The 23,059-nt window shown below is 73.2% G+C and carries 22 protein-coding genes; 8 read left to right on the top strand and 14 right to left on the bottom strand.

The features are described 5' to 3' along the window. Positions 1 to 97: 97 nt before the first annotated feature. The 4 genes from E4622_RS18640 to E4622_RS18625 all read right to left on the bottom strand — a co-directional run bounded on the left by E4622_RS18640 (position 98) and on the right by E4622_RS18625 (position 8,501). Positions 98 to 1,198: an ABC transporter permease gene (locus tag E4622_RS18640; RefSeq protein WP_134741766.1), complete on the bottom strand. Its 1,101-nt coding sequence runs from the start codon at positions 1,196 to 1,198 to the stop codon at positions 98 to 100. Then, positions 1,185 to 2,219, bottom strand: a complete 1,035-nt coding sequence (locus E4622_RS18635) for an ABC transporter permease (protein ID WP_134741765.1) — start codon at positions 2,217 to 2,219, stop codon at positions 1,185 to 1,187. Before E4622_RS18635 ends, E4622_RS18640 begins: the two co-directional genes overlap by 14 nt. Beyond that, positions 2,216 to 3,733 carry a sugar ABC transporter ATP-binding protein gene (locus E4622_RS18630; protein ID WP_134741764.1) on the bottom strand — a complete coding sequence of 506 codons (1,518 nt, stop codon included), beginning with the start codon at positions 3,731 to 3,733 and terminating at the stop codon, positions 2,216 to 2,218. Before E4622_RS18630 ends, E4622_RS18635 begins: the two co-directional genes overlap by 4 nt. A 118-nt stretch (positions 3,734 to 3,851) precedes the next feature. Further along, on the bottom strand, positions 3,852 to 8,501 hold the full coding sequence (locus E4622_RS18625; protein ID WP_134741763.1) for a glycosylhydrolase-like jelly roll fold domain-containing protein: 4,650 nt from the start codon (positions 8,499 to 8,501) through the stop codon (positions 3,852 to 3,854). A 208-nt stretch (positions 8,502 to 8,709) separates the two neighbouring features. Between E4622_RS18625 and E4622_RS18620 the strand changes: the two genes are divergently transcribed. After that, entirely contained in the window at positions 8,710 to 9,738 is a 1,029-nt protein-coding gene (locus E4622_RS18620; protein ID WP_134741762.1) for a LacI family DNA-binding transcriptional regulator, read from the top strand. A gap of 34 nt (positions 9,739 to 9,772) precedes the next feature. On the opposite strand, the gene E4622_RS18615 is transcribed toward E4622_RS18620, so the two are convergent. The 3 genes from E4622_RS18615 to E4622_RS18605 are packed head-to-tail and all read right to left on the bottom strand — an operon-like array spanning position 9,773 to position 11,954. Further along, positions 9,773 to 10,954 carry a hypothetical protein gene (locus E4622_RS18615; protein ID WP_134741761.1) on the bottom strand — a complete coding sequence of 394 codons (1,182 nt, stop codon included), beginning with the start codon at positions 10,952 to 10,954 and terminating at the stop codon, positions 9,773 to 9,775. Positions 10,955 to 10,992: 38 nt separating this feature from the next. Further along, complete coding sequence (locus E4622_RS18610) at positions 10,993 to 11,442, bottom strand: nucleoside deaminase (RefSeq protein WP_134741768.1); 450 nt, start codon at positions 11,440 to 11,442, stop codon at positions 10,993 to 10,995. 26 nt (positions 11,443 to 11,468) lie between these two features. Next, the gene (locus E4622_RS18605) at positions 11,469 to 11,954 is read right to left on the bottom strand and encodes a tRNA adenosine deaminase-associated protein (RefSeq protein WP_134741760.1); all 486 of its coding nucleotides are present in this window, start codon (positions 11,952 to 11,954) and stop codon (positions 11,469 to 11,471) included. A 109-nt stretch (positions 11,955 to 12,063) separates the two neighbouring features. Here E4622_RS18605 and upp point away from each other — a divergent pair, with 109 nt between their 5' ends. From upp to E4622_RS18580, 5 genes are all read left to right on the top strand, one after another. Beyond that, positions 12,064 to 12,705: a uracil phosphoribosyltransferase gene (gene upp, locus E4622_RS18600; protein WP_134741759.1), complete on the top strand. Its 642-nt coding sequence runs from the start codon at positions 12,064 to 12,066 to the stop codon at positions 12,703 to 12,705. Positions 12,706 to 12,822: 117 nt separating this feature from the next. Then, the gene (locus E4622_RS18595) at positions 12,823 to 14,352 is read left to right on the top strand and encodes a Re/Si-specific NAD(P)(+) transhydrogenase subunit alpha (protein WP_134741758.1); all 1,530 of its coding nucleotides are present in this window, start codon (positions 12,823 to 12,825) and stop codon (positions 14,350 to 14,352) included. Position 14,353: 1 nt separating this feature from the next. Beyond that, positions 14,354 to 15,811, top strand: a complete 1,458-nt coding sequence (gene pntB, locus E4622_RS18590) for a Re/Si-specific NAD(P)(+) transhydrogenase subunit beta (protein ID WP_134741757.1) — start codon at positions 14,354 to 14,356, stop codon at positions 15,809 to 15,811. A gap of 49 nt (positions 15,812 to 15,860) precedes the next feature. After that, the gene (locus E4622_RS18585) at positions 15,861 to 16,652 is read left to right on the top strand and encodes an inositol monophosphatase (RefSeq protein ID WP_134741756.1); all 792 of its coding nucleotides are present in this window, start codon (positions 15,861 to 15,863) and stop codon (positions 16,650 to 16,652) included. Between the two features lie 53 nt (positions 16,653 to 16,705). Beyond that, positions 16,706 to 16,891: a hypothetical protein gene (locus E4622_RS18580; RefSeq protein ID WP_134741755.1), complete on the top strand. Its 186-nt coding sequence runs from the start codon at positions 16,706 to 16,708 to the stop codon at positions 16,889 to 16,891. Between the two features lie 101 nt (positions 16,892 to 16,992). Here the strand turns inward: E4622_RS18580 and thpR are convergent, their stop codons facing one another. Genes thpR through E4622_RS18555 form a run of 5 tightly spaced genes read right to left on the bottom strand, consistent with a single transcriptional unit; the run spans position 16,993 to position 20,201 of the window. Next, positions 16,993 to 17,565, bottom strand: coding sequence for an RNA 2',3'-cyclic phosphodiesterase (gene thpR, locus E4622_RS18575; protein WP_134741754.1), 573 nt, complete (start codon positions 17,563 to 17,565; stop codon positions 16,993 to 16,995). Between the two features lie 13 nt (positions 17,566 to 17,578). After that, positions 17,579 to 18,307 (bottom strand): VIT family protein, encoded by a 729-nt coding sequence (locus E4622_RS18570; RefSeq protein WP_134741753.1) that lies wholly within the window; start codon positions 18,305 to 18,307, stop codon positions 17,579 to 17,581. Positions 18,308 to 18,349: 42 nt separating this feature from the next. Further along, positions 18,350 to 18,871 carry a DUF3592 domain-containing protein gene (locus tag E4622_RS18565; protein WP_134741752.1) on the bottom strand — a complete coding sequence of 174 codons (522 nt, stop codon included), beginning with the start codon at positions 18,869 to 18,871 and terminating at the stop codon, positions 18,350 to 18,352. Positions 18,872 to 18,906: 35 nt separating this feature from the next. Continuing rightward, positions 18,907 to 19,593: an NAD-dependent deacylase gene (locus E4622_RS18560; RefSeq protein WP_209022017.1), complete on the bottom strand. Its 687-nt coding sequence runs from the start codon at positions 19,591 to 19,593 to the stop codon at positions 18,907 to 18,909. Then, complete coding sequence (locus E4622_RS18555; RefSeq protein WP_134741750.1) at positions 19,590 to 20,201, bottom strand: class I SAM-dependent methyltransferase; 612 nt, start codon at positions 20,199 to 20,201, stop codon at positions 19,590 to 19,592. Before E4622_RS18555 ends, E4622_RS18560 begins: the two co-directional genes overlap by 4 nt. A 107-nt stretch (positions 20,202 to 20,308) precedes the next feature. On the opposite strand from E4622_RS18555, the gene E4622_RS18550 reads away from it, so the two are divergent. Together E4622_RS18550 and E4622_RS18545 are read left to right on the top strand one after the other, a co-directional pair. Then, positions 20,309 to 21,217, top strand: coding sequence for a hypothetical protein (locus tag E4622_RS18550; protein WP_134741749.1), 909 nt, complete (start codon positions 20,309 to 20,311; stop codon positions 21,215 to 21,217). A 98-nt stretch (positions 21,218 to 21,315) separates the two neighbouring features. Then, on the top strand, positions 21,316 to 21,672 hold the full coding sequence (locus tag E4622_RS18545; RefSeq protein ID WP_134741748.1) for a YciI family protein: 357 nt from the start codon (positions 21,316 to 21,318) through the stop codon (positions 21,670 to 21,672). Positions 21,673 to 21,695: 23 nt separating this feature from the next. On the opposite strand, the gene npdG is transcribed toward E4622_RS18545, so the two are convergent. Together npdG and E4622_RS18535 are read right to left on the bottom strand one after the other, a co-directional pair. After that, positions 21,696 to 22,382, bottom strand: coding sequence for an NADPH-dependent F420 reductase (npdG, locus tag E4622_RS18540; protein ID WP_134741747.1), 687 nt, complete (start codon positions 22,380 to 22,382; stop codon positions 21,696 to 21,698). Continuing rightward, on the bottom strand, positions 22,379 to 23,059 hold a 681-nt coding region (locus E4622_RS18535), incomplete at its 5' end, for an NAD(P)-dependent oxidoreductase (protein ID WP_209022016.1). The genes E4622_RS18535 and npdG, both read right to left, overlap by 4 nt.

Raw genomic sequence — 23,059 nt, 5'->3', positions numbered from 1 at the left:
TGAAGGGTGGGGCGGTGGTGGTGGTGAGGAGGTGGTGCGGTGGTGCGAGTGACACGTTTCAACCCGGCGGGCCGAACCGTGCCCCGAGTGCGGGGGATCAGGACGGCGCCGCGACCTCTCGGCGGCGGGAGAGCACGGCCCGGAACCGATGGCCGTACTTGGTGCGCACGCCGTCGATGCCGAGGGCCAGGATGAGGACGCCGCCGAGGACCATCTGCTGCACGCCGGCGCTGACGCCCTGCCCGACCATCAGGTCGTTCAGGACGGCCACGAGGAGCACGGCCGAGAAGGTGCCGACGAGCGAGCCCTTGCCGCCCTGCAGGCTGGCGCCGCCGAGGACGGCGGCCGTGATGACGCGGAGCTCGAAGCCGTCCTGGGTGGCGCCGTCGGCGGTCCAGATGCGGGTGATGTAGGTGAGCACGGCGATCCCCACGGCCAGGCCGAGCAGGCCGAAGACCAGGAAGCGGACGCGGGTGGCGGAGACCCCGGAGAAGCGCGCCGCCTCGGGCGAGGACCCGTAGGCCACCACCCGCCGGCCGGCCGTGGTCCGCCGCAGGAACACGTAGGTGGCGGCGAAGAAGCCGACCATGAGCAGGAACGGGAGCGGCACCTCGGCGATGCGCATGCTGCCGAGCTGGGCGAAGCCGGAGTCGATCTCGGTGTAGGGCAGGACGGCCGGGGAGTCCTCGGTGAGGATGTAGGCGACGCCGCGGAAGACGAACAGCATGCCGAGCGTCGCGACGAACGGCGGGACCCGGAGCAGGGTCACCAGGGTGCCGTTGACGAGGCCGCAGGCCAGCCCGCACCCGAGGGCCGCGGCGACGGCCAGCCCGGTGCCTCCGGCCTCGTAGCCCATCAGCGACACCACGCTGACCAGCGCCAGCTGGCCGCCGACCGACAGGTCGAAGGTGCCGTTGACGATCGCCACGGTCATGGCCGCGGCCACGATCCCCAGGTAGGCGCTCTCGGTGAGCACCGACTGGATGTTGGCCAGCTGCAGGAACTCGGGGTCGGTCGCGGCGGCGAAGGCCACGAGGACGGCGAGGCAGGCGGTCATCCCCCAGGAGTCCCACAGGTGGCCGAGGTCACGCCCGCCGGTGCGGCGCGGCCGGCCGCCGTCCGCGACGGCCTCGGTGGTGGTCACGGTCGACGTCACGCGCTGTCCCTGCTTCCCGTCGTCGAGCTCAGTGCTTGTCATCGAGTGCCTCCAGCGGGACCTTGCGGCGGATCGCCTGGATCGCGAGGGCGGCCACCAGGAGCAGCCCGATGCTGATGCGCTGGTAGGCCGGCGCGACGTTCAGCAGGTTCAGCCCGTTGCGGATGACCTCGATCAGGAGCGCGCCGAGCACGGTCCCGAAGACCGACGCCCGGCCGCCCAGCAGGCTGGTGCCCCCGATGACGACGATGGTGATCGCGTCGAGCTCGAAGCCGAGGCCGAGGTTGCCGGAGCCCTTCTGCAGCTGGGCGGAGATCGTGGCGCCCCAGATGGCGCCGGTCAGGCCGATGAGGGCGTAGACGGTGATCCGGACCCGGTCGACCGGGAGCCCGGAGAGGGCGGCGGCGTCGCGGTTGCTGCCGATCGCGGCGACCCAGCGGCCGAAGCGGGTGCGGTAGGTGAGGTAGAGGGCGACGGCGATCGCGACCACGGCCAGCACGACCGGGAAGGGGATCCCCAGCGGCCGGCCGGCGGCGAGGTACTTCAGCGTGCTGTCGTTGACGATGACGTCGCGGCTGTCGGTGTAGGCGCGGGCCAGGCCGCGCACGATCACCATGCTCGCCAGGGTGGCGATGAACGGCGTGACGCCCAGCTTGGTGACGACCAGCCCGTTGGCGACACCGACGGCCAGCCCGACCAGCACCCCGGCCGCCAGCGCCGTGGGGGCGTTGCTGCCGTCCCGGATCACCGTGCAGGTGACGGCGCCCGTGAGGGCCACCGTCGCGCCCACCGAGAGGTCGAACTCCCCCATCGTGATGCACAGCGTCATCGCCAGGCCGGGCACGACGATGATGCTCGCCGCGACCACGATGTTCTCCAGGTTGGTGCCGGTCAGGAAGTTGGGCGCGAAGAGCGCGAAGCCGACGACGACCAGCACGAGGGGCGGCAGCAGCGGCAGCGCCGCGACGGTCCCGCGCAGGGTCTGCCCCAGGCCCGAGGTGGGCGGCACCCGCGGCGGGGCGCCCCCGCCGTCGGGCTCGGTCGTGGTGAGCACGGTGCTCATGCAGCCACCCCGATCCGGCGCCCGGTCGTCGCGCAGGCGATGACGTTCTCCTCGGTGGCGTCCTCGCCGGACAGCCGGCCGACGACGCGGCCCTGCGACAGGACGACGATGCGGTCGCTCATGCCGAGCAGCTCGGGCAGGTCGCTGGAGACCATCAGGACCCCGACGCCCTGCGAGGTGAGCTCGTTGACGAGCTGGTGGATCTCGGCCTTGGCGCCGATGTCGACCCCCCGGGTCGGCTCGTTGAGCACCAGGAGGTGCCCGCCAGGGGCGAGGGCGCGGCCGAGGAGCACCTTCTGCTGGTTGCCGCCGGAGAGGTTGCTGATCAGCTGGGCGTGGCTGCTGGCCTTGATCCGCATGCGCTCGCGGTAGGTCGTCCACACCTCGCGCTGCCGGCGGGTCGAGATCAGCCGACCCAGGCCGCGGACGCGGTCGAGCACGGTCATCGTGAGGTTGTGCTCCACGGAGAGGTGGGGGAAGTTGCCGGCGGACTTGCGGTCCTCGTGCAGGAAGCCGACGCCGGCCCGGATGGCGTCGGCCGGGCTGCCGGGCGTGAACGCCCTGCCGTCGAGCGTCATGGAGCCGGCGTGCACGCGCAGCGCCCCGAACACAGCCTGGGTGAGCTCGATCTGCCCCGCGCCCGCCACGCCGCCGATGCCGACGACCTCGCCGGCGCGGACGTCGATCGTGACGTCCTTGAGCACCCGACCGGCCCGCAGGTTCTGCACCTGCAGGACGACCGCCCCCCGCTCGGCGTCCTCGCGGTGGAAGACCGACTCGACGTCGCGTCCGACCATCCTGCGGACGAGCTCGTCCTCGGTGGTGGCGGCGATGTCGAGGGTGGCCACGAAGCGGCCGTCGCGCAGCACCGTGGCCCGGTCGGCGACCTCGAAGACCTCCTCGAGGTGGTGGCTGACGTAGATCACCGAGCGACCCTCGGCCCGCAGGCGTCGTACGACGTCGAGCAGGCGCGCGACCTCGCTCGAGGCCAGGGCCGCGGTGGGCTCGTCCATGATGATGACGCGGCCGTCCACCGAGAGCGCCTTGGCGATCTCGACCAGCTGCTGCTCGCTGATGCTGAGGTCCCCCACCCGCGCGTCCGGGTCGATGTCGACGTCGAGCTGGCCGAAGATCCGGCGGCACTCGGCGCGCATCGTGGCGTAGTCGAGGGCGCGGGTGACCCGGTGGTGCGGCTCGCGGCCGGTGAAGACGTTCTCCGCGACGGTGAGGTCGGGGAAGAGCGTGAACTCCTGGTAGATGACGGCGATGCCGGCCTCCTGCGCGTCCCGGGGGCGGGAGGGGCGGTAGGGGCGGCCCTCGAGGCTGACGCTGCCGCGGGTCGCGGAGATGACGCCTCCGAGCACCTTGAGCAGCGTCGACTTGCCGGCGCCGTTCTCGCCGACCAGGGCGTGCACCTCCCCCGGGCGGACGGCGAACGAGACCCCGTCCAGCGCCTTCACGCCCGGGAACTCGACCGTCAGGTCGTCGATCCCCAGCACCACGTCAGCAGCCACGCTCGGTCGCCTTTCCGGGAATGAATCGTTTCATCACGCGCCGACTATGGCATCGGTGCCATGTGACGTCAACCACTTTCGCGCGATTCGTGAAAACCTCGCGCGTGCGCTTCCGCTCTCAGGTCACGGTCACGCGCAGGACCCGCGAGGTCGACCCCGCGACCGCGGGCGACCCCGCGTAGGCGGCCGTGACCCGGTGCCTGCCCCGAGGCAGCCGGAGCAGCACCCGGCCTCCTGCGGCACGCAGCGTGACGCGGCGTACGACGCGGCCGTCGACGCGGACCACGACCTTGCCGGTCGCTGCGGGCGAGGAGACGACTCCGACCGTCAGCAGCACCGGCTTCCTGCGAGGGACCCTGGCCTTGCGGACCGTGAGGCGCGTCGTGGACCGTGCCTTGACGACGGCGCCGGTCGCAGCCGAGGTCGCGGCAGCGGACGGACGACCGGGCTTCGAGGCCGTCACTCGCACCGACAGCCGTCGTCCGACGTCGGCGACACCCGGCCGGTAGGAGGAGCCGGTGGCTCCCGCGACCGGCGCACCGGCGCGGAGCCACTGGTAGGCGAGCTCCAGCCCCGTGGTGCTCCACGAGCCGGCGGTGGCTCTCAGCACCGCACCGACCTGCGGGGTCCCGGTGACCCGCGGCGCCGCGACGGAGGTGAGGGTGTCGGGCGGCAGTGCCCACACGTCGGCGAGCGAGGGGTCGGCGAAGTCGGGGTCGGATCGGCTCTGCAGCCGGACCCGCACCGTGTCGCCGGTGACGAACGACGCCGGCACGTGCAGCCGGTAGGCGACGGTGCCCTGCTGGCGGACCGGCCTGACGTTCAGCCGGGTCGCCACCAGCCGACCGTCCACGAGGACGCGGTAGCTCTTCTGCTGCGGGTTGTCGTCGTAGGTCTCCAGGCCCTGGAGGACGAAGCCCTTGCCGGCTGCCACGCGAAGGTCGAACTCGTACCACGCGTCCGGCACGCGGTAGCCGCCGTAGCGGCGGGTGAGCCCGGCCTCGACGTTCGTGCCGCTGGTGGGCGAGGCGGTCAGCCCGTGGGCGCTCTCTGACGCCGCGTCACCGAGGTCGACGTGGTCGGTCGCCCCGGTCGGCGGCGTCCCGACGGACCAGGCGAGCGTCGTGGTCGTGCCGTCGAGGACGGTCCCGCCGACGACGAACGCCGCCTCCACCGCCACGTCCCCGTCGGGCTCGAAGCCGCCCGGGACGAGGAGCGCCACCCCGGTGGCCGAGCCACCGGGCGGCACCGTCACGGGGGCGGAGCTCCTGGAGGTCCACCCGGCTGGACCGGTCGCGGTGACGACGCCGGTCACGGCCGTCCGGCCGGTGTTGTGCACAGTAAGGCGGACCTCCGCATCGTCGCCCACCGCGGTGGCCGTGGCGGTCCCGGCGGAGACGCCGGTGGGTGCCAGGACCACGGCCACGGTCACCGAGGGGACCAGGCGCACGGGACCGTAGAGCCCGGAGTCGTAGGCCTGCTGGTTCTTCTCGTTGCCCTGGGTGTTGGTGACCCGGACCTCGATCGTGTTGGCGCCCTCGTGCAGCACCTCGCCCAGGTCGAGCCGGTACGGCGCCCAGATGCGGTCGGCCACGTGCTCGCCGTTGACGCTGATCTCGGCGACGTCCGCGACGCGACCGAGGTCGAGCGTCCAGTCGGCGTCGGCCACCTGCGCGGCGTCGAGGGTCACCTGGGTGGTGTAGGTGGCGCTGCCGGAGTAGCGGGGGGCCACGTCGGTCCAGCCCGCGAGCGGGCGGGTGACCGGCGGGGCGCCGTTCTGCAGCGCCATGGTCCAGTCCTGGTCCAGGGCGAGGGCGTCCGGCACGGACACCGACGGGGTGGTGCCGGTCAGCATGCCGCCGGCGCCGTCGTCGCCCCGGAGGGACGTCGTCCCGGAGCGCCGGGTGCGGACCTGCGCGGTGAGGGCGCCGTCGACGACCTCGGCCGAGGTCACCTCGGCGGGACCGACGACCTTGGTGACGTGGGCGCCCGGCTCGCCGCTCACCGTGACCATGACGGGGGCACGGGGCTCCAGCGTCATCGGCACGACGGTGCCGTCGGCGGTGGCCCGGAAGGTCGTCGCCTGCGTGACGTCACCGGTCTCGGGGTTCCAGAGGGCCGGCACGCCGTCGGCGGGGAAGGTCACGTCGGTGGTGACGGGCGCGCCACCCTCGTTGAGCAGCAGGTAGCCGTCGGTGCCCTCCTCCTCGAAGCGCAGCACCCGGACACCGGGGTCTGGCGTCGAGAGGCGCACCGCGGCCTGCCCGAGACCCGACGCCGCCCTGCCCGCCTGGGCGGGCCCGTCGACGGTGACCACCCGGTCCCCGCCGAGGCTGCGGATCTCCGCCACGACGGCGGCGAGCTCGTCGTCGCGCCCGTCGACCTCCTGGAGGGGGGCGGCGCCGGCGAAGACCACCTCGCCACCGGAGGCGACCAGGTCGCGCAGGGTGGTGGCCGCCTCGAGCGAGACGAAGGGCGCCCGGGGCACGACGACGGTCGTGTAGGTCATGTCGCCCACTCGGAGCGTCCCGTCCACGACCGAGGCAGGGGTCAGCACCTGCGGATCCGCGGTCAGGGCGCCCTCGTCGAGCTGGTCGAAGTCGACCTGGGAGTCCTCGAGGGCGTTCATCGTCGCGACCCAGTCCTGGTCAGGCCGGAAGCCGACGGACGACCGCTGCGCGGCCTCGTTGGAGCGCTGCATCTGTAGCAGCGCCGTGGGCGCGGCCGTGGTGTGGCGACCGAGCTCCATGAGCCGACCGGTCCAGGTGTTGACGTCGTCCATCCAGGGCCACCAGGTGTTCTCCTCCATGAACACCGGCGGGTACGGGATGCCCTCGATCGCGTCGTACGTCGTGTGGAACAGCGCCTTGTTGACCCCGCGCAGCGCGGAGATCGCGGCGCCCTCGCGCAGGTCGTCCAGCGACTTCTCCCAGCCGGTCGCGCCCATGAGCTCGTCGTAGACCAGCGGCTTGCCCATCTGGTGGGCGACGCTCGCGGCGGTGCGCGGGAGGAAGCGGGCCGCGCCGTTGCCGACGTCGTTGAAGATCAGGTCGGTGCCGGGGATCTGCGACCACTGGTGGGCCGTCAGCAGGTTGCCCGAGTGGCGCAGCTCCTCGAGAGGGCCGTGCTCGTCCCACAGCGGGTTGGAGATGATCGAGACGTCGTGCGCCTCGGTCCACTCGAACTTCGGCTTCCAGTAGGTCTCGACCCACTGGTCGGACGCGGCGCGGTAGAAGCGGCCCTTGGCCGTGGCTCCGGCGCGGCCCATGTCGTTGAACACCGACACCATGGCGCGCGCCACGGTGGTGCCGCTGTCCTGAACGCGGTCGGCGAGGGTGGGCGTCCACGGCACGGCGTTCTCGTTGGGCCGGTCGCTCAGCGAGGGCTCGTCGTCGGCGAAGCCCTGGAGCACGGTCCCGAACGCCCAGGGGAAGCGCTCGTAGTACTCCCCCATCACGATGTCGTCGTAGAGGGCCATCGCCTCCGCGTCGAGGGTGTCGGCGTAGTTGTCGCCGCGGAAGCGGTAGGTGAAGGCCTCGACGCGCCAGTCACCGGCCGGCGCCGCCCAGGTCCCGTCGCCCGCGGCCTCGTCGGTGAGGTCCACGACCTGGTCGAGGTCCGTGGACGCCGGGCCCGTGAGGGGGCGCGCCGTGACGGCGATGACGTTCTCCAGCGGGGTGACGGTCACGTCGAAGTCGTTGACCGACGCCTGGTCGCTGAAGTCGTTGCTGTAGAGCGGCTCCCCGCCGGCCGCCGGCGTGACCTCGAGATCCGCCAGACGCCACTTCTGCGGGCCGTCCACGCGCATGCCCACCCGGCCGGTCGGGAAGGTCGAGTCCGTCACGGGCGCGACCTCCATCCCGTCGAGGGTCGCGGAGAGCTGGTCGCCCACCGCGCGGATCCGGATGGTGTGACGGCCCTCGGGGTTCCACCCGGCGGGTGAGCCCGAGCCCAGGCGCAGCTGGGAGAAGCTGCCGTCGACCTGCTTCCAGAAGTCGACGACGCCGTTCTTGCGGACGTCGACGAGGTAGCCGTTGCGCTTGTCGGGCGAGCGCACCATGAACCCCGCCGTGCCGGCCTCGACGGAGAAGTCGGCCTCGACGGAGTAGTCCGACCAGGCGGCCCCCTGCTTGAGCAGGGTGATCCCCGGGAAGACGGTGGCGTCGGCGACGACCTCGCCGCCCTCGATCTGGATGCTGGAGCCGAACAGGCCCTCGAGGTCCACCTCGGTGCCGCCGCGGACCACGACGTTGCCGGTGCGGACCGCGGTCTTCACGCCGAGGTCGGGGCGCGGCTCGTAGACCTTGTCGCCGACCGTGCCGCCGTTGACGATCAGCCCGCCGGCCGCGCCGCTCGGGAACTGCGAGTCGTTGTCGAGCCAGACCTTCATGCCGAGCTCCTGGGACTTCTCCAGGACCTGCTCGACGCGGGCGAACCACGCCGGGCTGAAGAACGGCTCGGCGTCCATCCGGAAGATCACGGTCTCGGTGAACCCCGCGTCGTGCATGTCCTGCAGCGTCTGGTCGACCTGCGCCTCGGTCTGGATGCGGTTCCAGAACCACAGCACCGCGGGCTTCTGCGTCGTCGGGTCCGCGAACGCCTCCCGGTCGAAGCCGGGGATCTCGAGGTCGGGGTCGGCCGCGAGCCGGGCGACGGCGGCCGGCGCCGCGGCGGTGGCGGGGTGCCCTGCGGCCGGGACGGCGGCGACCCCGGTCAGCCCGAGGGAGACGACGGCCGCGGCGGCGGCGAGACGGGGGACGAGGCGCATGACGAGTCCGATCGGGTGGAGAAGCGACGGGGTGAAACGATTCAGTGCGTCACCCTAGGACGGGGGTGACGCCCGTCACAAGAGGCCGACGTGGCAGCATCCGGCCAGGGGCCGACCGAGCCCGGCACCAGGTTGAAAAGGTTTCACTTCGGTGGCCCACGGGCTGCCGTAGGGTGGCGGCGTTCGGGCTGGTGAGGAGAGGGGTGCGGTGCGCGTGGTCCAGCCAGGGAGCCGTGACGCCTCCGTGGTCGACGTGGCCGCCGCCGCGGGCGTGTCCCTGGGCACCGTCTCCAACGTGCTCAACCGCCCCGACCGGGTCAGCCCCGCCACCCGGGCCAAGGTGCAGGCGGCCATGCTCGAGCTCGGCTTCGTGCGCAACGAGTCCGCCCGCCAGCTGCGCGCAGGGCAGAGCCGGGTCATCGGCTACGTGATGCTCGACGTCAGCAACCCGTTCTTCACCGACGTGGCGCGCGGCATCGACCGCGCGACCGCCGACTCCGACCTGTCGCTCTTCCTCTGCAACACCGACAACGACCCCCGGCGCGAGGCGGCCTACCTGCGCAACCTCCAGCAGCAACGGGTGCAGGGCATCCTGCTCACGCCGGTCGACGCGTCCTCGGCGCTGCTCGACGAGATCGCGCGGCACACCCCCCTCGTGATCGTCGACCGGACGCGCGACGACGACAGCTTCTGCTCGGCGGCGGCCGACGACGTCGCCGGCGGGCGCCTCGCGGTCGAGCACCTCGTGGACCAGGGGCACCGCCGGATCGCCTTCGTCGGCGGGCCCACTGCGATCGGACAGGTCCGGGACCGCCACCAGGGTGCGCTCGAGGCCTGCCGCGACGCCGGGCTGGGCGAGGACGCGCTGGTCACGATCACCACCCCGGGACTCACCTTCGCCGACGGCCGCGAGGCCGGGGAGCGGCTGGCCGGGCTCCCCTCGCGCAACCGGCCGACCGCGGCGTTCTGCGCCAACGACCTGGTCGCGTTGGGGCTCCTCCAGCACGTCACCCAGGCCGGGCAGCGGGTCCCCGAGGACCTGGCGATCGTCGGCTTCGACGACATCGACTTCGCGGCCGCCGCCGCCGTGCCGCTGACGTCGGTGCGCCAGCCGCGCACGAGCCTCGGGCGGGCCGCCGCCGAGCTGCTGCTGGACGAGGCGACCAACCCGGCGCACCGGCACCAGCAGATCACCTTCACGCCGGACCTGGTGGCCCGCCGCTCCACCCAGAGCTAGCCCCCAGGGCTGGCGCCCGAGCTGGTCGCCCGAGCTAGTCGGAGGCGGGCGTGGCGCCCGGCGTCGCCGTCACGGACGGCGTGGGGGGCGTGGCGGACGGCGCCGACGACGGGGTCGGCGTCACCGAGGGCGCCGCAGGCGTGGGCGTCGGCTTGGGGGCGGGCGCGGGCTTCGGCGACGGGGTGCTGCGCGGGGTCGGCGTCGCGGACGGGGCCGGAGCCGGGGTCTGCGCGGCGGGTGCGGCGACGTCGACGACGTAGGTGAGCGACTCGCTGGCCTCGGCGAGCGGCCGGTCGACGAAGCGCCAGCGGTAGGACGTGCGGGTCGTGGGCGTCACCGTCACGTGGGCGTCGTCGGCGTCGACGACGGCGACCGTCGTCCAGCGCTGCGCGCCCGCGGGCAGCTCCTCGAGGAGCAGCGTGGCGTGGGGGACGACCCCGCCCTCGACGTTGAGGACGCCGTGGAGCTCGACGCTCTCACCGGCCTCGACGGTGGTGCGGTCGCCGACCATCTCGGTGGAGGTGGCGAGCCCCTCGACGTCGTACGTCGTGACGTCGCCGGCGGTGCCGGAGCGCAGCGCGTCCATGCTGAACGGCTGGCCGTCACAGCCGAAGCCGACCGTGAAGAGGCCGGGGCCGTCGCCGCCGTGGGCGGCCGCGAAGGTCCGCACGGTCGTGGCCGGCGCGGTGGACGCGGGGGTGACGACCCGGCCGGTGGCGAGGTCGTACTGGGTCCAGACGTAGGACAGCAGCGTGGCGTCGACGTTCTGCCAGATGCCCGCGGCCGCGGTCACCGTGGCCCGGCCGAACCACGCCAGGCTGGTGCCGGCGTCGGCGGGCGAGCGGTAGCCGGCGTAGGCCACCCCGGTCGCGCCGACGGGGGCGTGGACGGTCATGCCGGCCGTGACGGTGCGGGTGACGGAGGCGACGGAGAACAGCCCGCCCATGGCGTTGCCGCCGGCGAGGTCGAAGCCGAGGCTGCGCTGGCCGGCCGGGGCGAGCCCGGGGGCGCGGCCGATGCGGGGCTGCACGGGCTCCGCGGTGCGCGCGAAGAGCGAGCCGCAGCCGACGAAACCGAGCTGGGCGCGGGCGTCCGGGAAGGCGGTGCCGCGGACGGTCACGGTGGAGTCGGCGTGGGCGGGGGCGACGGACGCCACCGACGCCACGGTGGCCGCCGCCAGCGTGGCGAGGACTCCCAGACCGGCTCGGATCGACACGAGCAGAAGCCTAACCCTGCTCGGGTGAACACGTCCCCCTAATGGGATGAATCTGTAGTGCGCTGGTGCGAAAAGAACGCGGCGAGCAGCTCGGCCGACTCGGCGGCCAGCACTCCGGACACCACCTCGGGCCGGTGGTTGAGCCGCCGGTCGCGCACCACGTCCCACAGGCTGCCCACCGCGCCGGCCTTGTCGTCGTAGGCGCCGAAGACCACCCGGTCGACCCGGCTCAGCACGGCGGCGCCGGCGCACATCGTGCAGGGCTCGAGGGTGACGACGAGCGTGCAGCCGTCCAGGCGCCACTCCCCCCGGGCTGCCGCAGCCGCGCGCAGGGCGACGATCTCCGCGTGGCCGGTGGGGTCGCCCTCGGCCTCGCGCACGTTGCGCCCGGTCGCGACGACGGTGCCGTCGGCCGCCAGGACGACCGCGCCGATCGGGACGTCACCGGTCGCGAGCGCGGCGCGCGCCTGCTCCAGGGCGGCCAGCATGGGCTCGCGCCACCGGGCGGGGCCGCTCACGCGGAGGTGAGGCCGACCGCGTCGTCGAACTGCTCGCCGAAGCCCAGCCGGCGGGCGACGTCCGAGAGGATCTCGTCGGGGTAGCTGTCGACGTCGTCGAGCAGGATCGCCAGGTCCATGGCGGGCACGCCGAGGTCGCCCAGGAGGTCGAGGTCGCCGGCCGGCGCCTGCTCGTCGTCGTCCTCGGGCGGCGGCAGGTGGAGGAAGTCGACCGCGGAGGCGGCCAGCTCCCACTCGTCGGCGGCGGTGATGTCGGAGAGCAGGACGCGCGTCTGGGGGCCGGCCACGCGCACGAGGACGAAGAAGTCCTCGTCGACGGCGACCAGCCCGACCGCGCCGTGGTCGCCGGGGAACCGGCGCAGCGCGTGGGCCAGCGTCTCGACGTCGACGAGGGTGTCGTGGGCCAGCTCGTGCACGGTCCAGGCCCCCTCCTCGCGGTAGGCGGCCAGGGCGAAGTCGACGCCGTCGGAGGTCTCGGACACCGCTGCTCCTCCGCTCGCTCGCGCCGGTCGTGCACCGGACGCGTCCAGAGTGGCACGCCCGGCGGTGACGGCCAACCCTGTTCCCCCCGGGTTCCACTACGGTTTGCGCATGCGTACCCACGTCGTCGACCACCCGCTCGTCGCCCACAAGCTCACGACGCTGCGCGACGTGAGCACCGACTCGCCGACGTTCCGCAGCCTCACCGACGAGCTGGTGACGCTCCTGGCCTACGAGGCCACCCGCGACGTGCGCGTCGACCCGCACGACATCGTGACCCCGGTGTCGCCCATGACCGGCGTCAAGCTGGCCACCCCCAAGCCGCTGGTCGTCCCGATCCTGCGCGCCGGGCTCGGGATGCTCGACGGCATGATGCGGCTGCTGCCGACGGCCGAGGTCGGCTTCCTCGGCATGATGCGCAACGAGGAGACGCTCGAGGCGTCGACGTACGCCGAGCGGCTGCCGGAGGACCTCTCGGGCCGCCAGTGCTACGTGCTGGACCCGATGCTCGCCACGGGCGGCACGCTGGCGGCGGCGATCCGCTTCCTCACCGACCGCGGCGCCGACCACATCACCGCCATCTGCCTCCTCGCCGCACCGGAGGGCTGCGCGCGCCTCGAGGAGGAGCTCACCGGCCTCGACGTGCCCGTCACCGTGGTCACCGCGGCCATGGACGAGCGGCTCAACGAGAAGGGCTACATCGTCCCGGGACTCGGCGACGCCGGCGACCGGCTCTACGGCCTCGCCCACTGACCCGACGCCCCTTCGGGCCGGCGATCGAGCCGGCGATCGGGCCGCCCTGGGCAGTGGCCCAGGTCACATGCCCTGCTGTGTAGGTTGACCTGCGGTTCAACCCCACAGGAGGCAGCCGTGCGCATCGGCATCCCGCGCGAGTCCAAGGCCGGCGAGACCCTCGTCGCCGCCACCCCGAAGACCGCGTCCCAGCTGATCGGGCTCGGCTACGAGGTCGTCGTCGAGTCCGGCGCGGGGCTCCTGGCCGACCAGCCGGACGCCGCCTACGCCGAGGCCGGTGTCACCGTCGTCCCGGCCGACGAGGTGTGGGAGAGCGACGTCGTCGTCAAGGTCAACGCCCCCACGCCCGCCGAGATCCGGACGCTGCGCCCGCAGGCGACGGTCGTGTCGCTGATGGCGCCGGCGCGCAGCCCCGAGCTCGTCGAGCGGCTGCACCAGGCCGGGGTCACGGCCCTGGCCATGGACGCGGTCCCGCGCATCTCGCGCGCGCAGTCGATGGACGTGCTGTCGTCGATGGCCAACGTCGCGGGCTACCGCGCGGTGATCGAGGCCGCCCACGTCTTCGGCCGCCAGTTCACCGGCCAGGTCACCGCCGCCGGCAAGGTCCCGCCCGCCCGGGTCTTCGTCGTCGGCGCCGGGGTCGCCGGCCTCGCGGCGATCGGCGCCGCCGGGGCGATGGGCGCCGTCGTGCGCGCCTTCGACGTGCGCCCCGAGGTCGCCGAGCAGGTCGAGTCCATGGGCGCGCAGTTCGTCACCGTCGACATGGAGCAGGAGGTCAGCTCCGACGGCTACGCCAAGGAGATGACCGCCGAGCAGGTGGCCGCCACCGCGGCGATGTACGACGAGGAGGCGCGCAACGCCGACATCGTCATCACCACTGCGCTGATCCCCGGTCGCCCGGCCCCCGTGCTCGTCACGGCCGACACGGTCGCCGGCATGGCCAACGGCAGCGTCATCGTCGACATGGCCGCGGCCAACGGCGGCAACTGCGAGCTGACCCGCGCCGACGAGAGGGTCGTCACCGACAACCTGGTCACGATCCTGGGCTACACCGACCTCGCCGGCCGCCTGGCCGCGCAGACCTCGCAGCTCTACGGCACCAACGTGGTCAACCTCTTCAAGCTGCTCACCCCCGCCAAGGACGGCCAGCTGGTCCTCGACCTCGACGACGTCGTGCAGCGCGGGATCACCGTCACTCACGGCGGCGAGCTGCTGTGGCCGCCACCGCCCGTGCAGGTCTCGGCGGCGCCCGCGGCCGCGCCGGTGGTCGCGGCCGAGCCGGTGGCGCCGAAGCCGCCGCCCGACCCGCGCCGCAAGGTCTACGCCGCGGCGCTCGGCGCCGTGCTGTTCGCCGTGCTGGCGGCGTACGCGCCGGGGCCGTTCCTCAACCACTTCACGGTCTTCGTGCTCGCGGTCTTCGTGGGCTACTACGTGATCTCCAACGTGGCGCACGCGCTGCACACCCCGCTCATGAGCGAGACCAACGCGATCAGCGGGATCATCCTGGTCGGCGGCATCCTCCAGGTCGGCTCGACCAACCCGGCCATCGCGGTCCTGGCGACCGCGGCCGTGCTCGTGGCGAGCATCAACATCTTCGGCGGGTTCCTCGTGACGCTGCGGATGCTCGAGATGTTCAGGAAGGACTGACATGAGTGACTTCCTGACCTCGGACAAGCTGCCGGGGCTGGTGCAGGCGGCGTACATCATCGCGGCCGTGCTGTTCATCGCCGCCCTGGCCGGCCTGTCCCGGCACGAGACCGCCAAGCGCGGCAACCTTGCGGGCATGGTCGGCATGGGCCTCGCCCTCGTCGCCACCCTGCTGCTGGCCGCGCGCCGCGCCGAGCTGCCCGACCCGCTCGACCACTGGCGCGGGCTGGGCTCGACGCTCGGCGTGATCGTGGTGGCGATGCTGATCGGCGCGGCCATCGGCGCGTGGCGCGCGCGCACCGTCCAGATGACCGGGATGCCGGAGCTGGTCGCGATCCTGCACAGCTTCGTGGGCCTGGCCGCCGTGCTCGTCGGCATCAACTCCTTCCTCGACCCCGAGGCACCCACCATCGGGTCGCTCGGCACGATCCACGAGGTCGAGGTGTTCATCGGTGTCTTCATCGGCGCGGTGACGTTCACCGGCTCGATCGTGGCCAACCTCAAGCTGAGCGCGAAGATGAAGTCGACGCCGCTCGCGCTGCCGGGCCGGCACCTGCTCAACCTGGCGATCATCGTGCTGTCGGTCGCGCTGCTGGTGTGGTTCATGAACGACCACGACCACGGCATCGTCCCGCTGCTGCTGATGACCGCGCTGGCGCTGGCGCTCGGCTTCCACCTGGTCGCCGCGATCGGCGGCGGCGACATGCCGGTGGTCGTCTCGATGCTCAACAGCTACTCGGGCTGGGCGGCGGCCGCGGCGGGCTTCCTGCTCGACAACGACCTGCTCATCATCACCGGCTCCCTCGTGGGGTCCTCCGGCGCGATCCTGTCCTACATCATGTGCAAGGCGATGAACCGCTCGTTCATCTCGGTCATCGCCGGCGGCTTCGGCTCCGACGGCGCCGTGAGCGGCGAGGCCCGCGACTACGGCGAGCACCGCGAGATCCAGGCCGCCGAGGCCGCCGAGCTGCTGGCCGACGCCACGTCGGTGGTGATCACGCCCGGCTACGGCATGGCGGTCGCGCAGGCGCAGTACCCCGTGGCCGAGCTCACCGCGAGGCTGCGGGCGCGCGGCGTCGACGTCCGCTTCGGGATCCACCCGGTCGCCGGCCGGCTGCCGGGGCACATGAACGTGCTGCTCGCCGAGGCCCGCGTGCCCTACGACATCGTCCTGGAGATGGACGAGATCAACGCGGACTTCGCGTCGACCGACGTGGTGCTGGTCATCGGGGCCAACGACACCGTCAACCCCGCCGCCCTCGACGAGCCCGGCTCGCCGATCGCGGGCATGCCCGTGCTCGAGGTCTGGCACGCGCGCGACGTGATCGTCTTCAAGCGCTCGATGGCGACCGGCTACGCCGGCGTGCAGAACCCGCTCTTCTTCAAGGAGAACTCCCGGATGCTGTTCGGCGACGCCAAGGACCGCGTGGAGGACATCGTCCGGGCGCTGCCTTCCTGACCGGCACCGCGTTGGCCGGGCGTTCACCCGGCCTGGGTAGGTTCGCAGGGTGGAGACCGACGCCGTCCTGACCCTGCTCAAGGACGTGGCAGCCGAGGTGATCAACCCTCGCTTCCGCGCCCTCGCGAGTGCCGAGATCTCGCACAAGGGACCTGGCGACCTGGTCACCGTCGCCGACCGCGAGGCCGAGGTGCTGATCACCGACGCTCTCGAGCGCGCCTACCCCGACGCGGTCGTGCTCGGCGAGGAGGCCACCGCCGCCGACGCCTCGGTGCTGGAGCGCTACGGCGCCGCGGAGCACGCGTTCACCGTCGACCCGGTCGACGGCACCAAGAACTTCGTCGCCGGCTCCCCCGACCACGCGGTCATGGTCGCCGAGCTGCGGGGCGGTGACGTCGTGCGCAGCTGGATCTGGCAGCCGCAGCACGAGGTGGCCTACGTCGCCGAGCGCGGCGCCGGCGCCTGGCGCAACGGCGAGCGGCTGGTCCGCCCACCGCTGCGTGACGCCGTGCGCGGGGTGACCTCACGCCGTACCTGGATCGGGCGGGCGCTCGGCACGCTGCAGGCTCTCGACCTGACGTGGGTGTGCTGCGGCGTGGACTACCCGCAGCTCGTCGAGGGCGGCGCGGACTACGCGCTCTACGCCGGCACGAAGCCGTGGGACCACGCGCCCGGGTCACTGCTGCTGAGCGAGACGGGGGGCCACGTCGGCACGTTCGGCGGCGCGGCCTACCGGCCCCAGGAACCGGAGCCGCGCGGGCTCATCGCCGCGGCCGACCCGGCGACGTACGACCTGGTGCAGGGGCTGGTCCCGTCGCTGCCGGGCGTCTCGTCGTCTTAGTTGGTTTAAGTTGATATGGTTACTCCACTAAGCCGAACCGACAGGAGCCGACCATGGACACCCACGCCAGCACCCCCGAGCAGGTGACCGACGACGCCATCGCGCGCGCCGTCCGCCGCCACGACGCGACCCTGCGCCACTGGAGCGGCGTCAACGTGCTCCTCGAGCGGCGCACCGACCTCGGCGGCGTCGTCGCGATGGCGGACCTGATCCACGAGTCGGTGCGGTGGGCCGCGTAGGGCAGTTTCCCCAAGGTATGCAGGCCGACCGTCACTTCCCGGGGGTTGCAACCCGAGGGAAGTGACGCTCCAGGTGCATACCTTGGTGAAACTGCGGCCGCTCAGCGCCCCAGCGGGAACGTCTCGACGAGCTCGTAGCGCGGCCGGCGGCGCGGGCCCTCGCCGAGGTGGGAGGCGATGAGGGCGACCTGGTCGACGGTGAAGGTCGGGCCCTCGTAGGAGTCGAGCAGCCGCACCCAGCTGCTCGCCTCGGTGGGGCGGCCGATGCGGGCGACGGTCACGTGGGGGCGGAAGCGGCGGCCGTCGATCTCGATGCCGGACGTCGCCGCGGCGGTGCGGGTGCCCGCGGCGAGCCGCTCGAGCGAGCTGCTCTCGTCGGCGTCGAGCTCCAGCCCGGCGTAGAGGACCCGGGCGCGGGCGACGTCGGGGAAGGCGCCGCCGCCGGTCACCCGCGTCGCGAAGGGCGTACGGCGTGCGGCGGCGGACCCCAAGCGCTCCACGAGGTCGTCGAGCCGGCGGTCCGGCACGGACTCGAGGAAGGCCAGCGTCAGGTGCAGCTGGTCGAACGGCGCCCAGCGGAAAGCGGCCGCCTCGCGCCGGGGCTCCAGGAACGCGTCGAGGTGCTCGGTCACGACCAGCGGTGGCACGACGGCCACGAACATGCGTTGCCCCATCCGAGGAGCCTAGTCAGACGTGCGTGCCGAGGAGCGAGCCGATCAGGTACGTGACCCCCATCGCGAACAGACCACCGGCCACGTTGCGCGCCACGGCCCGCCCCGCCGGGCCGTAGCCGAGGCGGGCGCTGGTCCAGCCGGCCAGCGCGAGCGCGACCGTCACCGCCCCGACGGTGACCCCGACCCGGGCGTCCTGGGCGACGAGCAGGATGGTCAGCAGCGGCAGCAGCGCCCCCAGCGTGAAGCTGACCATCGAGGCGAGGGCGGCGTTCCAGGCGCTGGTGATGTCGTCGGGGTCGATGCCGAGCTCGGCCTCGGCGTGGGCGCCGAGGGCGTCGTACGCCGTCAGCTGCCGCGCCACCTCGAGCGCGAGCTCCTCGCTGAGGCCCTTGTCGACGTAGAGGCCGGCGAGCTCGGCCAGCTCGTCCTGGGGGTCGTCGCGCAGCTCGCGGCGCTCCTTGTCGAGCAGGGCCAGCTCGGAGTCGCGCTGGGTGCTGACCGAGACGTACTCACCGGCCGCCATGCTCATCGCGCCCGCGACGAGCCCGGCGACGCCCGCGATCATGATCGCGCTGCGGTCGGTGGTGGCACCGGCGACGCCCATCACGATGCCGGCGGTCGACACGATGCCGTCGTTGGCGCCGAGGACGCCGGCGCGCAGCCAGTTGAGCCGGCTGCGCGAGGACTCCTCGTGCGGCTCGCCCTCGTGGGGGCCGACCTCGATCCCGGCCGCGGTGCTCATGGACTCATCGTCGCGAGCCACCGGGGTGGGCCGCAACCAAGGTCAGCCTGCGCTGGCGTGCCCCGGAGGACTCGGGACGGGCGCGGCGCGGGCCCGGCGGCGACGTACGGCCCGACGCACGCCGCCGACGACCGAGAGCGGCAGCAGGACGGCGCCGCCCAGCGTGAGCCAGAAGGGCATCCGGGCGTTGCTCTCGAGCCGGTCGGCCGTCTCGTCGCTGTCGATGTAGGCCTCGAACGCTGAGTCCGGGTCGTAGACCAGGGGCGCGGCGTCCCCCACCTCGACGCCCTTGCAGGCGTAGCGCTCGCGGTGCTCGCGCTCGGCGCCCGAGGCGTCGGCGTAGGTGTAGACCGGGCACGTCACGGTGCGGGTGGTCGCGCTGCGGCGACCGGTCTTCTGCCGGCGCTGCACCTCGTGGGTGCCCGTGACCCGCCCCTCGACCTGCACCCCGGCGCCGTCGCGCAAGCGCTCGAACGCCTCGAGCCGGTCGTCGCCGTTGGCCTGGTCGCCGGCGTAGCCGGCGGCGAGCAGCAGCACGCCGCAGAACCCGAGCCTGCCCCACATGCGCGCGCCCTCCCACGATGGAGCGGACAGGCTACCTACCCCAGGAGCTCGTCGACCCAGGCGGGCACCAGCACCCCGGCAGGCCCGTGGCGCGACTCGTGGAACCAGTCGGTGCCCTCGCTGCGCTGCAGGTTGAGCTCGATGGTGCGGGCGCCGTAGGACGCCGCTGCCTGCACGAAGCCGGCGGCCGGGTAGACCGCACCCGACGTCCCGATCGAGACGAACAGGTCGGCCTCGGCGAGGCGGTCGAGGATCCGGTCCATCTCGTGGGGGACCTCGCCGAACCACACCACGTCGGGCCGCAGCTCGCTCACCCCGCAGCGCGGGCACGGCGGGAGGTCGACCAGGTCGCCGTCCCAGCGCACCCGTTGCCCACAGGCCCGACACAGCGCCGAGAGCAGCTCCCCGTGCATGTGCAGCACCCGCGTGGAGCCGGCGCGCTCGTGGAGGTCGTCGATGTTCTGCGTGACGATGAGCAGGTCGTCGCCGAGCGCCTGCTCGAGGCGCGCAAGCGCGTGGTGGGCCGGGTTGGGCTCGACGCCGGCGAGCGCGGCCCGACGGGCGTCGTAGAAGCGGTGCACGGTGATCGGCGCGTCGTCGTAGGCCTGGGGCGTCGCGACGTCCTCGACGCGGTGGCCCTCCCAGAGCCCGTCGGCGTCGCGGAACGTCGGCACCCCGCTCTCGGCGGAGATCCCGGCGCCGGTGAGCACGACAATCCTCACGCGAGCCTCCGGTGCAGGGTCACGACGTACCCGCCGTCGTCGTACGGCGCGCCGTCCCACGTCGCGAAGCGCTCGTGCGGGACCAGGCCGGCCTCGGCGAACGCCGCGTCGACGTCGTCGAGCGGCGTGACCGGGCAGTCACCCGGCAAGTGGTCGGCGTCGAGCCCGAAGCCGCACACGACGAGGCCGTCCGGCTCGGCGTGCGCCGCGAGACGGCGGGCCGTGGCCGCCAGCGTGGCCGGCTCGAGCAGCGGGATGACGTTGCCCGCGAGCAGCACCACGTCGAAGGTCCGCCCGAGGTCGAACGTCGCCAGGTCGGCCTCGCGCCAGTCGAGCTCGGGCGCGTCGGCGCGCGCCTCGCGCAGCATGGAGGAGTCCACGTCGACCCCGACGACGTCGTAGCCCTGCTCGTGCAGGCGTGTCGCGATCCGCCCCGTGCCGCACCCGGCGTCCAGCACCCGCGCCGGCGGCTCGACCAGCGCGTTGACGAGCGCCGCCTCGCCGTGGATGTCCTGGCCGCGCTCGGCCAGGGCCCGGAAACGGCGTGCGTACGCCGCGGCGTAGTCCTCACCGGTCGTCTCGCGCGCGATGCGCTCCCACAGGGTCACGGCTCCATCACTCGCCAAGTCGTACCACGGCCCCCCGGGTCGCAGAGCCACGACAGCTTTGCGTGAACGCCGAACGGCGACCCCGCGCGCGCCGTAGCGTGCCTGCCGTGACCCGCCTCCGCTCCCTCGTCTGCTCCTCCGCCGCCCTCTCCGCCCTGCTGCTCAGCGGCCTGTCCCTACCGGCGACCGCCGCCGGCACCGGCCTAGGCGACGCCTCGCCGGCCGGCGAGAACGCCCAGTGCGACGGCGACTCCGGCTACACCTACCTGCAGACCGGGTCGAGCGCGTCGCGCTACCGGGTCCCGAGCAACGGGGTCATCACCGGCTGGCAGTTCGGCACGCCCACGGTCGGCGCCCCCACCACGGTCGGCTTCCGACTCGGACGCGCCAGCGGGAGCGGCAGCGACACGACGTACTCCGTGGTCGGCGCCTCCGCCGACGTCCCCGTGACGAGCGGGGTGAAGGTCGCCCGGGCGGTGCGGATCCGGGCGCGGGCCGGGGACATGCTGGGGCTGTACGTCGCCGGGCCCCTCGAGAGCTCGCGCTGCGCGCGCGGCACCGGCTCGCCGGACGACACCGCCCTCTACGTCGCCGGCAACCTGACCTCCGGACCCGCGACGGATCCCGCCGCCTTCGCCGGCTTCCAGCTCGCCGTCGCCGCGACGCTGGAGCCGGACGCCGACGCGGACGGCTACGGCGACGTCAGCCAGGACCGATGCCCGACGGAGGCGAGGACCCACGCCGCCTGCCCCGCGCCCCAGACGAGGGCCGGGAAGCCACGCATCGCGAAGAAGCTCGTCCGGGGCGGGCGCCAGGTCACCGTCGCGTTCCGGGCGAGCAAGCCCGGCGGGCGCTTCCAGTGCGCCCTCGACTCCGCCACGAAGTTCCGCGCGTGCTCCTCGCCGTACCGGAAGCGGCTCGAGGTCGGAAAGCACGTCCTCCGGGTCCGCTCGATCGGCGCCAACGGCAAGGTCGAGACCACGCCCGCCGTGGTCCGGATCCGGGTGAGGCGCTAGCCCGCTCGGCCCGTCGCCCAGGGTTGTCGTATGCCGTCCATCCTGTTCGTAGGAGTGGTGACGGCGGACAGGCGGTCCGCACCGACCAGGAGGTCCTCATGGCGCAGTACCTGATCTACTTCAACCAGCAGTGGGTGGGCGACCACACCGAGGAGTGGTTCCGCTCGCGCGGGCCGCTCGCGGCAGGGGTCGTGGAGGACATGAAGGACGCCGGCGTCTGGATCTTCGCCGGCGGCCTCGTGGAGGACGGGCCGGTCTCCACCGCCGACGCCACCTCGGGCGAGCTCCTGATCACCGACGGCCCGTACGTCGAGACCAAGGAGGTCCTGGGCGGGCTGGCGATCATCGACGTCCCCGACCAGGCGACCGCCGACCTGTGGGCGGGCAGGCTCGCCGAGGCCTGCGGCTGGCCCCAGGAGGTCCGCCTCTTCGGGTCCATGCCCGACGACGACTGAGCAGGCCCGCCCGGTTCACCGGCTCAGACGTCGGTGACCCGCACCCCGGCGTGCGCCTTGTAGCGACGGTTCATGCTGATCAGGTTGGCGGTGAGGGCCTCGACCTGGTGAGCGTTGCGGAGGCGGCCGGCGAACACGCCCCGGACACCGGGGATGGTGCCCGCGAGGTCCTGGACCAGGTCGGTGGCCTCCCGGACGTCGCCCAGGACGAGGACGTCGGTGTCGACGGACGCGACCTCGGGGTCCTCCAGCAGCACGGCGCTGACGTTGTGGAAGGCGCCCACCACCGTGCTGTCGGTCAGGATCGCCTGTGCCTGCTGGGCCGCCGAGCCCTCCTCGACGGCCAGGGCGAAGGCGCCCTGCTTGTCGAAGCCCAGCGGGTTGACGCAGTCGACCACGACCTTGCCGGCCAGCGCGGACGCGAGCTCGGTCAGGAGCTCGCCGTGCCCCTCCCACGGCACCGCGACCACCACGATGTCGCCGGCGGCCGCCGCCGCCGCGTTGTCGGCTCCGGTCACCTGACCGCCGACCGCCTCGGCGAGGGTGGCGGCTGCCTCCGCGGCCCGCTCCTCGCTGCGGCTGCCGATGACGACGCTCAGGCCGGCGGCGGCGAAGCGCCGCGCCAGGCCCCGGCCCTGGGGTCCGGTGCCGCCGAGGACCGCGACGGTCCTGCCGGCCAGGGACTCGGGCAGTGCCTCCACGGCGCTCATCGGGCGAGGACGGAGTCGAGGGACACGGCGTCGATGCCGACGGCCTCGGCCACCGGCGCGTTGGTGAGCTGGCCGGCGTGGGTGTTGAGGCCCAGCGCGAGCGAGTGGTCACGACGGCTCGCCTCGGCCCAGCCGTGGTCGGCGAGCTTGACCGTGTAGGGCAGCGTCGCGTTCGTCAACGCATACGTCGAGGTGTTCGGCACCGCACCCGGCATGTTCGCCACGCAGTAGAACGTCGACCCGTGCACCTCATACGTCGGGTCGTCATGCGTCGTGGCGCGGGTGTCCTCGAAGCACCCACCCTGGTCCACCGCGATGTCGACCAGCACCGAACCCGGCTTCATCCGCGACACCAGCTCGTTCGAGACCAGCTTCGGCGCCGCAGCACCCGGGATCAGGACCGCCCCGATCACCATGTCAGCCTCCATCACCTGCTGCTCCACCGCCAGCCTGGACGACGCCAGGCCATGGACCCGGTTGTGGTAACGCCAGAACGACATCCGCAGCTTGTCCAGGTCGGTGTCCAGCAACGTCACGTCCGCACCCATCCCGAGCGCGATGTTCGCGGCGTTCTGACCCGAGACACCGGCGCCGATGATCACGACCTTCGCGTTCGCGACACCGCCGACACCCCCCATCAGCACCCCACGACCACCCTGGGCCTTCAACAGGCTGTG

The organism is Nocardioides sp. 503 (assembly GCF_004522095.1).
Taxonomy (GTDB): Bacteria; Actinomycetota; Actinomycetes; order Propionibacteriales; family Nocardioidaceae; genus Nocardioides.
This window is presented reverse-complemented; position numbering and strand designations above follow the sequence as displayed.

Coding starts and splice junctions, on each gene's coding strand:
- E4622_RS18610 (WP_134741768.1), bottom strand. CDS start 11,442: ATGCTGGCCGCCCTGGAGCAGGCGCGCGCCGCGCTCGCGACCGGTGAC.
- E4622_RS18545 (WP_134741748.1), top strand. CDS start 21,316: ATGGCGCAGTACCTGATCTACTTCAACCAGCAGTGGGTGGGCGACCAC.
- npdG (WP_134741747.1), bottom strand. CDS start 22,382: ATGAGCGCCGTGGAGGCACTGCCCGAGTCCCTGGCCGGCAGGACCGTC.
- E4622_RS18570 (WP_134741753.1), bottom strand. CDS start 18,307: ATGAGCACCGCGGCCGGGATCGAGGTCGGCCCCCACGAGGGCGAGCCG.
- pntB (WP_134741757.1), top strand. CDS start 14,354: ATGAGTGACTTCCTGACCTCGGACAAGCTGCCGGGGCTGGTGCAGGCG.
- E4622_RS18640 (WP_134741766.1), bottom strand. CDS start 1,198: ATGACAAGCACTGAGCTCGACGACGGGAAGCAGGGACAGCGCGTGACG.
- E4622_RS18580 (WP_134741755.1), top strand. CDS start 16,706: ATGGACACCCACGCCAGCACCCCCGAGCAGGTGACCGACGACGCCATC.
- thpR (WP_134741754.1), bottom strand. CDS start 17,565: ATGGGGCAACGCATGTTCGTGGCCGTCGTGCCACCGCTGGTCGTGACC.
- E4622_RS18635 (WP_134741765.1), bottom strand. CDS start 2,219: ATGAGCACCGTGCTCACCACGACCGAGCCCGACGGCGGGGGCGCCCCG.
- upp (WP_134741759.1), top strand. CDS start 12,064: ATGCGTACCCACGTCGTCGACCACCCGCTCGTCGCCCACAAGCTCACG.
- E4622_RS18565 (WP_134741752.1), bottom strand. CDS start 18,871: ATGTGGGGCAGGCTCGGGTTCTGCGGCGTGCTGCTGCTCGCCGCCGGC.
- E4622_RS18625 (WP_134741763.1), bottom strand. CDS start 8,501: ATGCGCCTCGTCCCCCGTCTCGCCGCCGCCGCGGCCGTCGTCTCCCTC.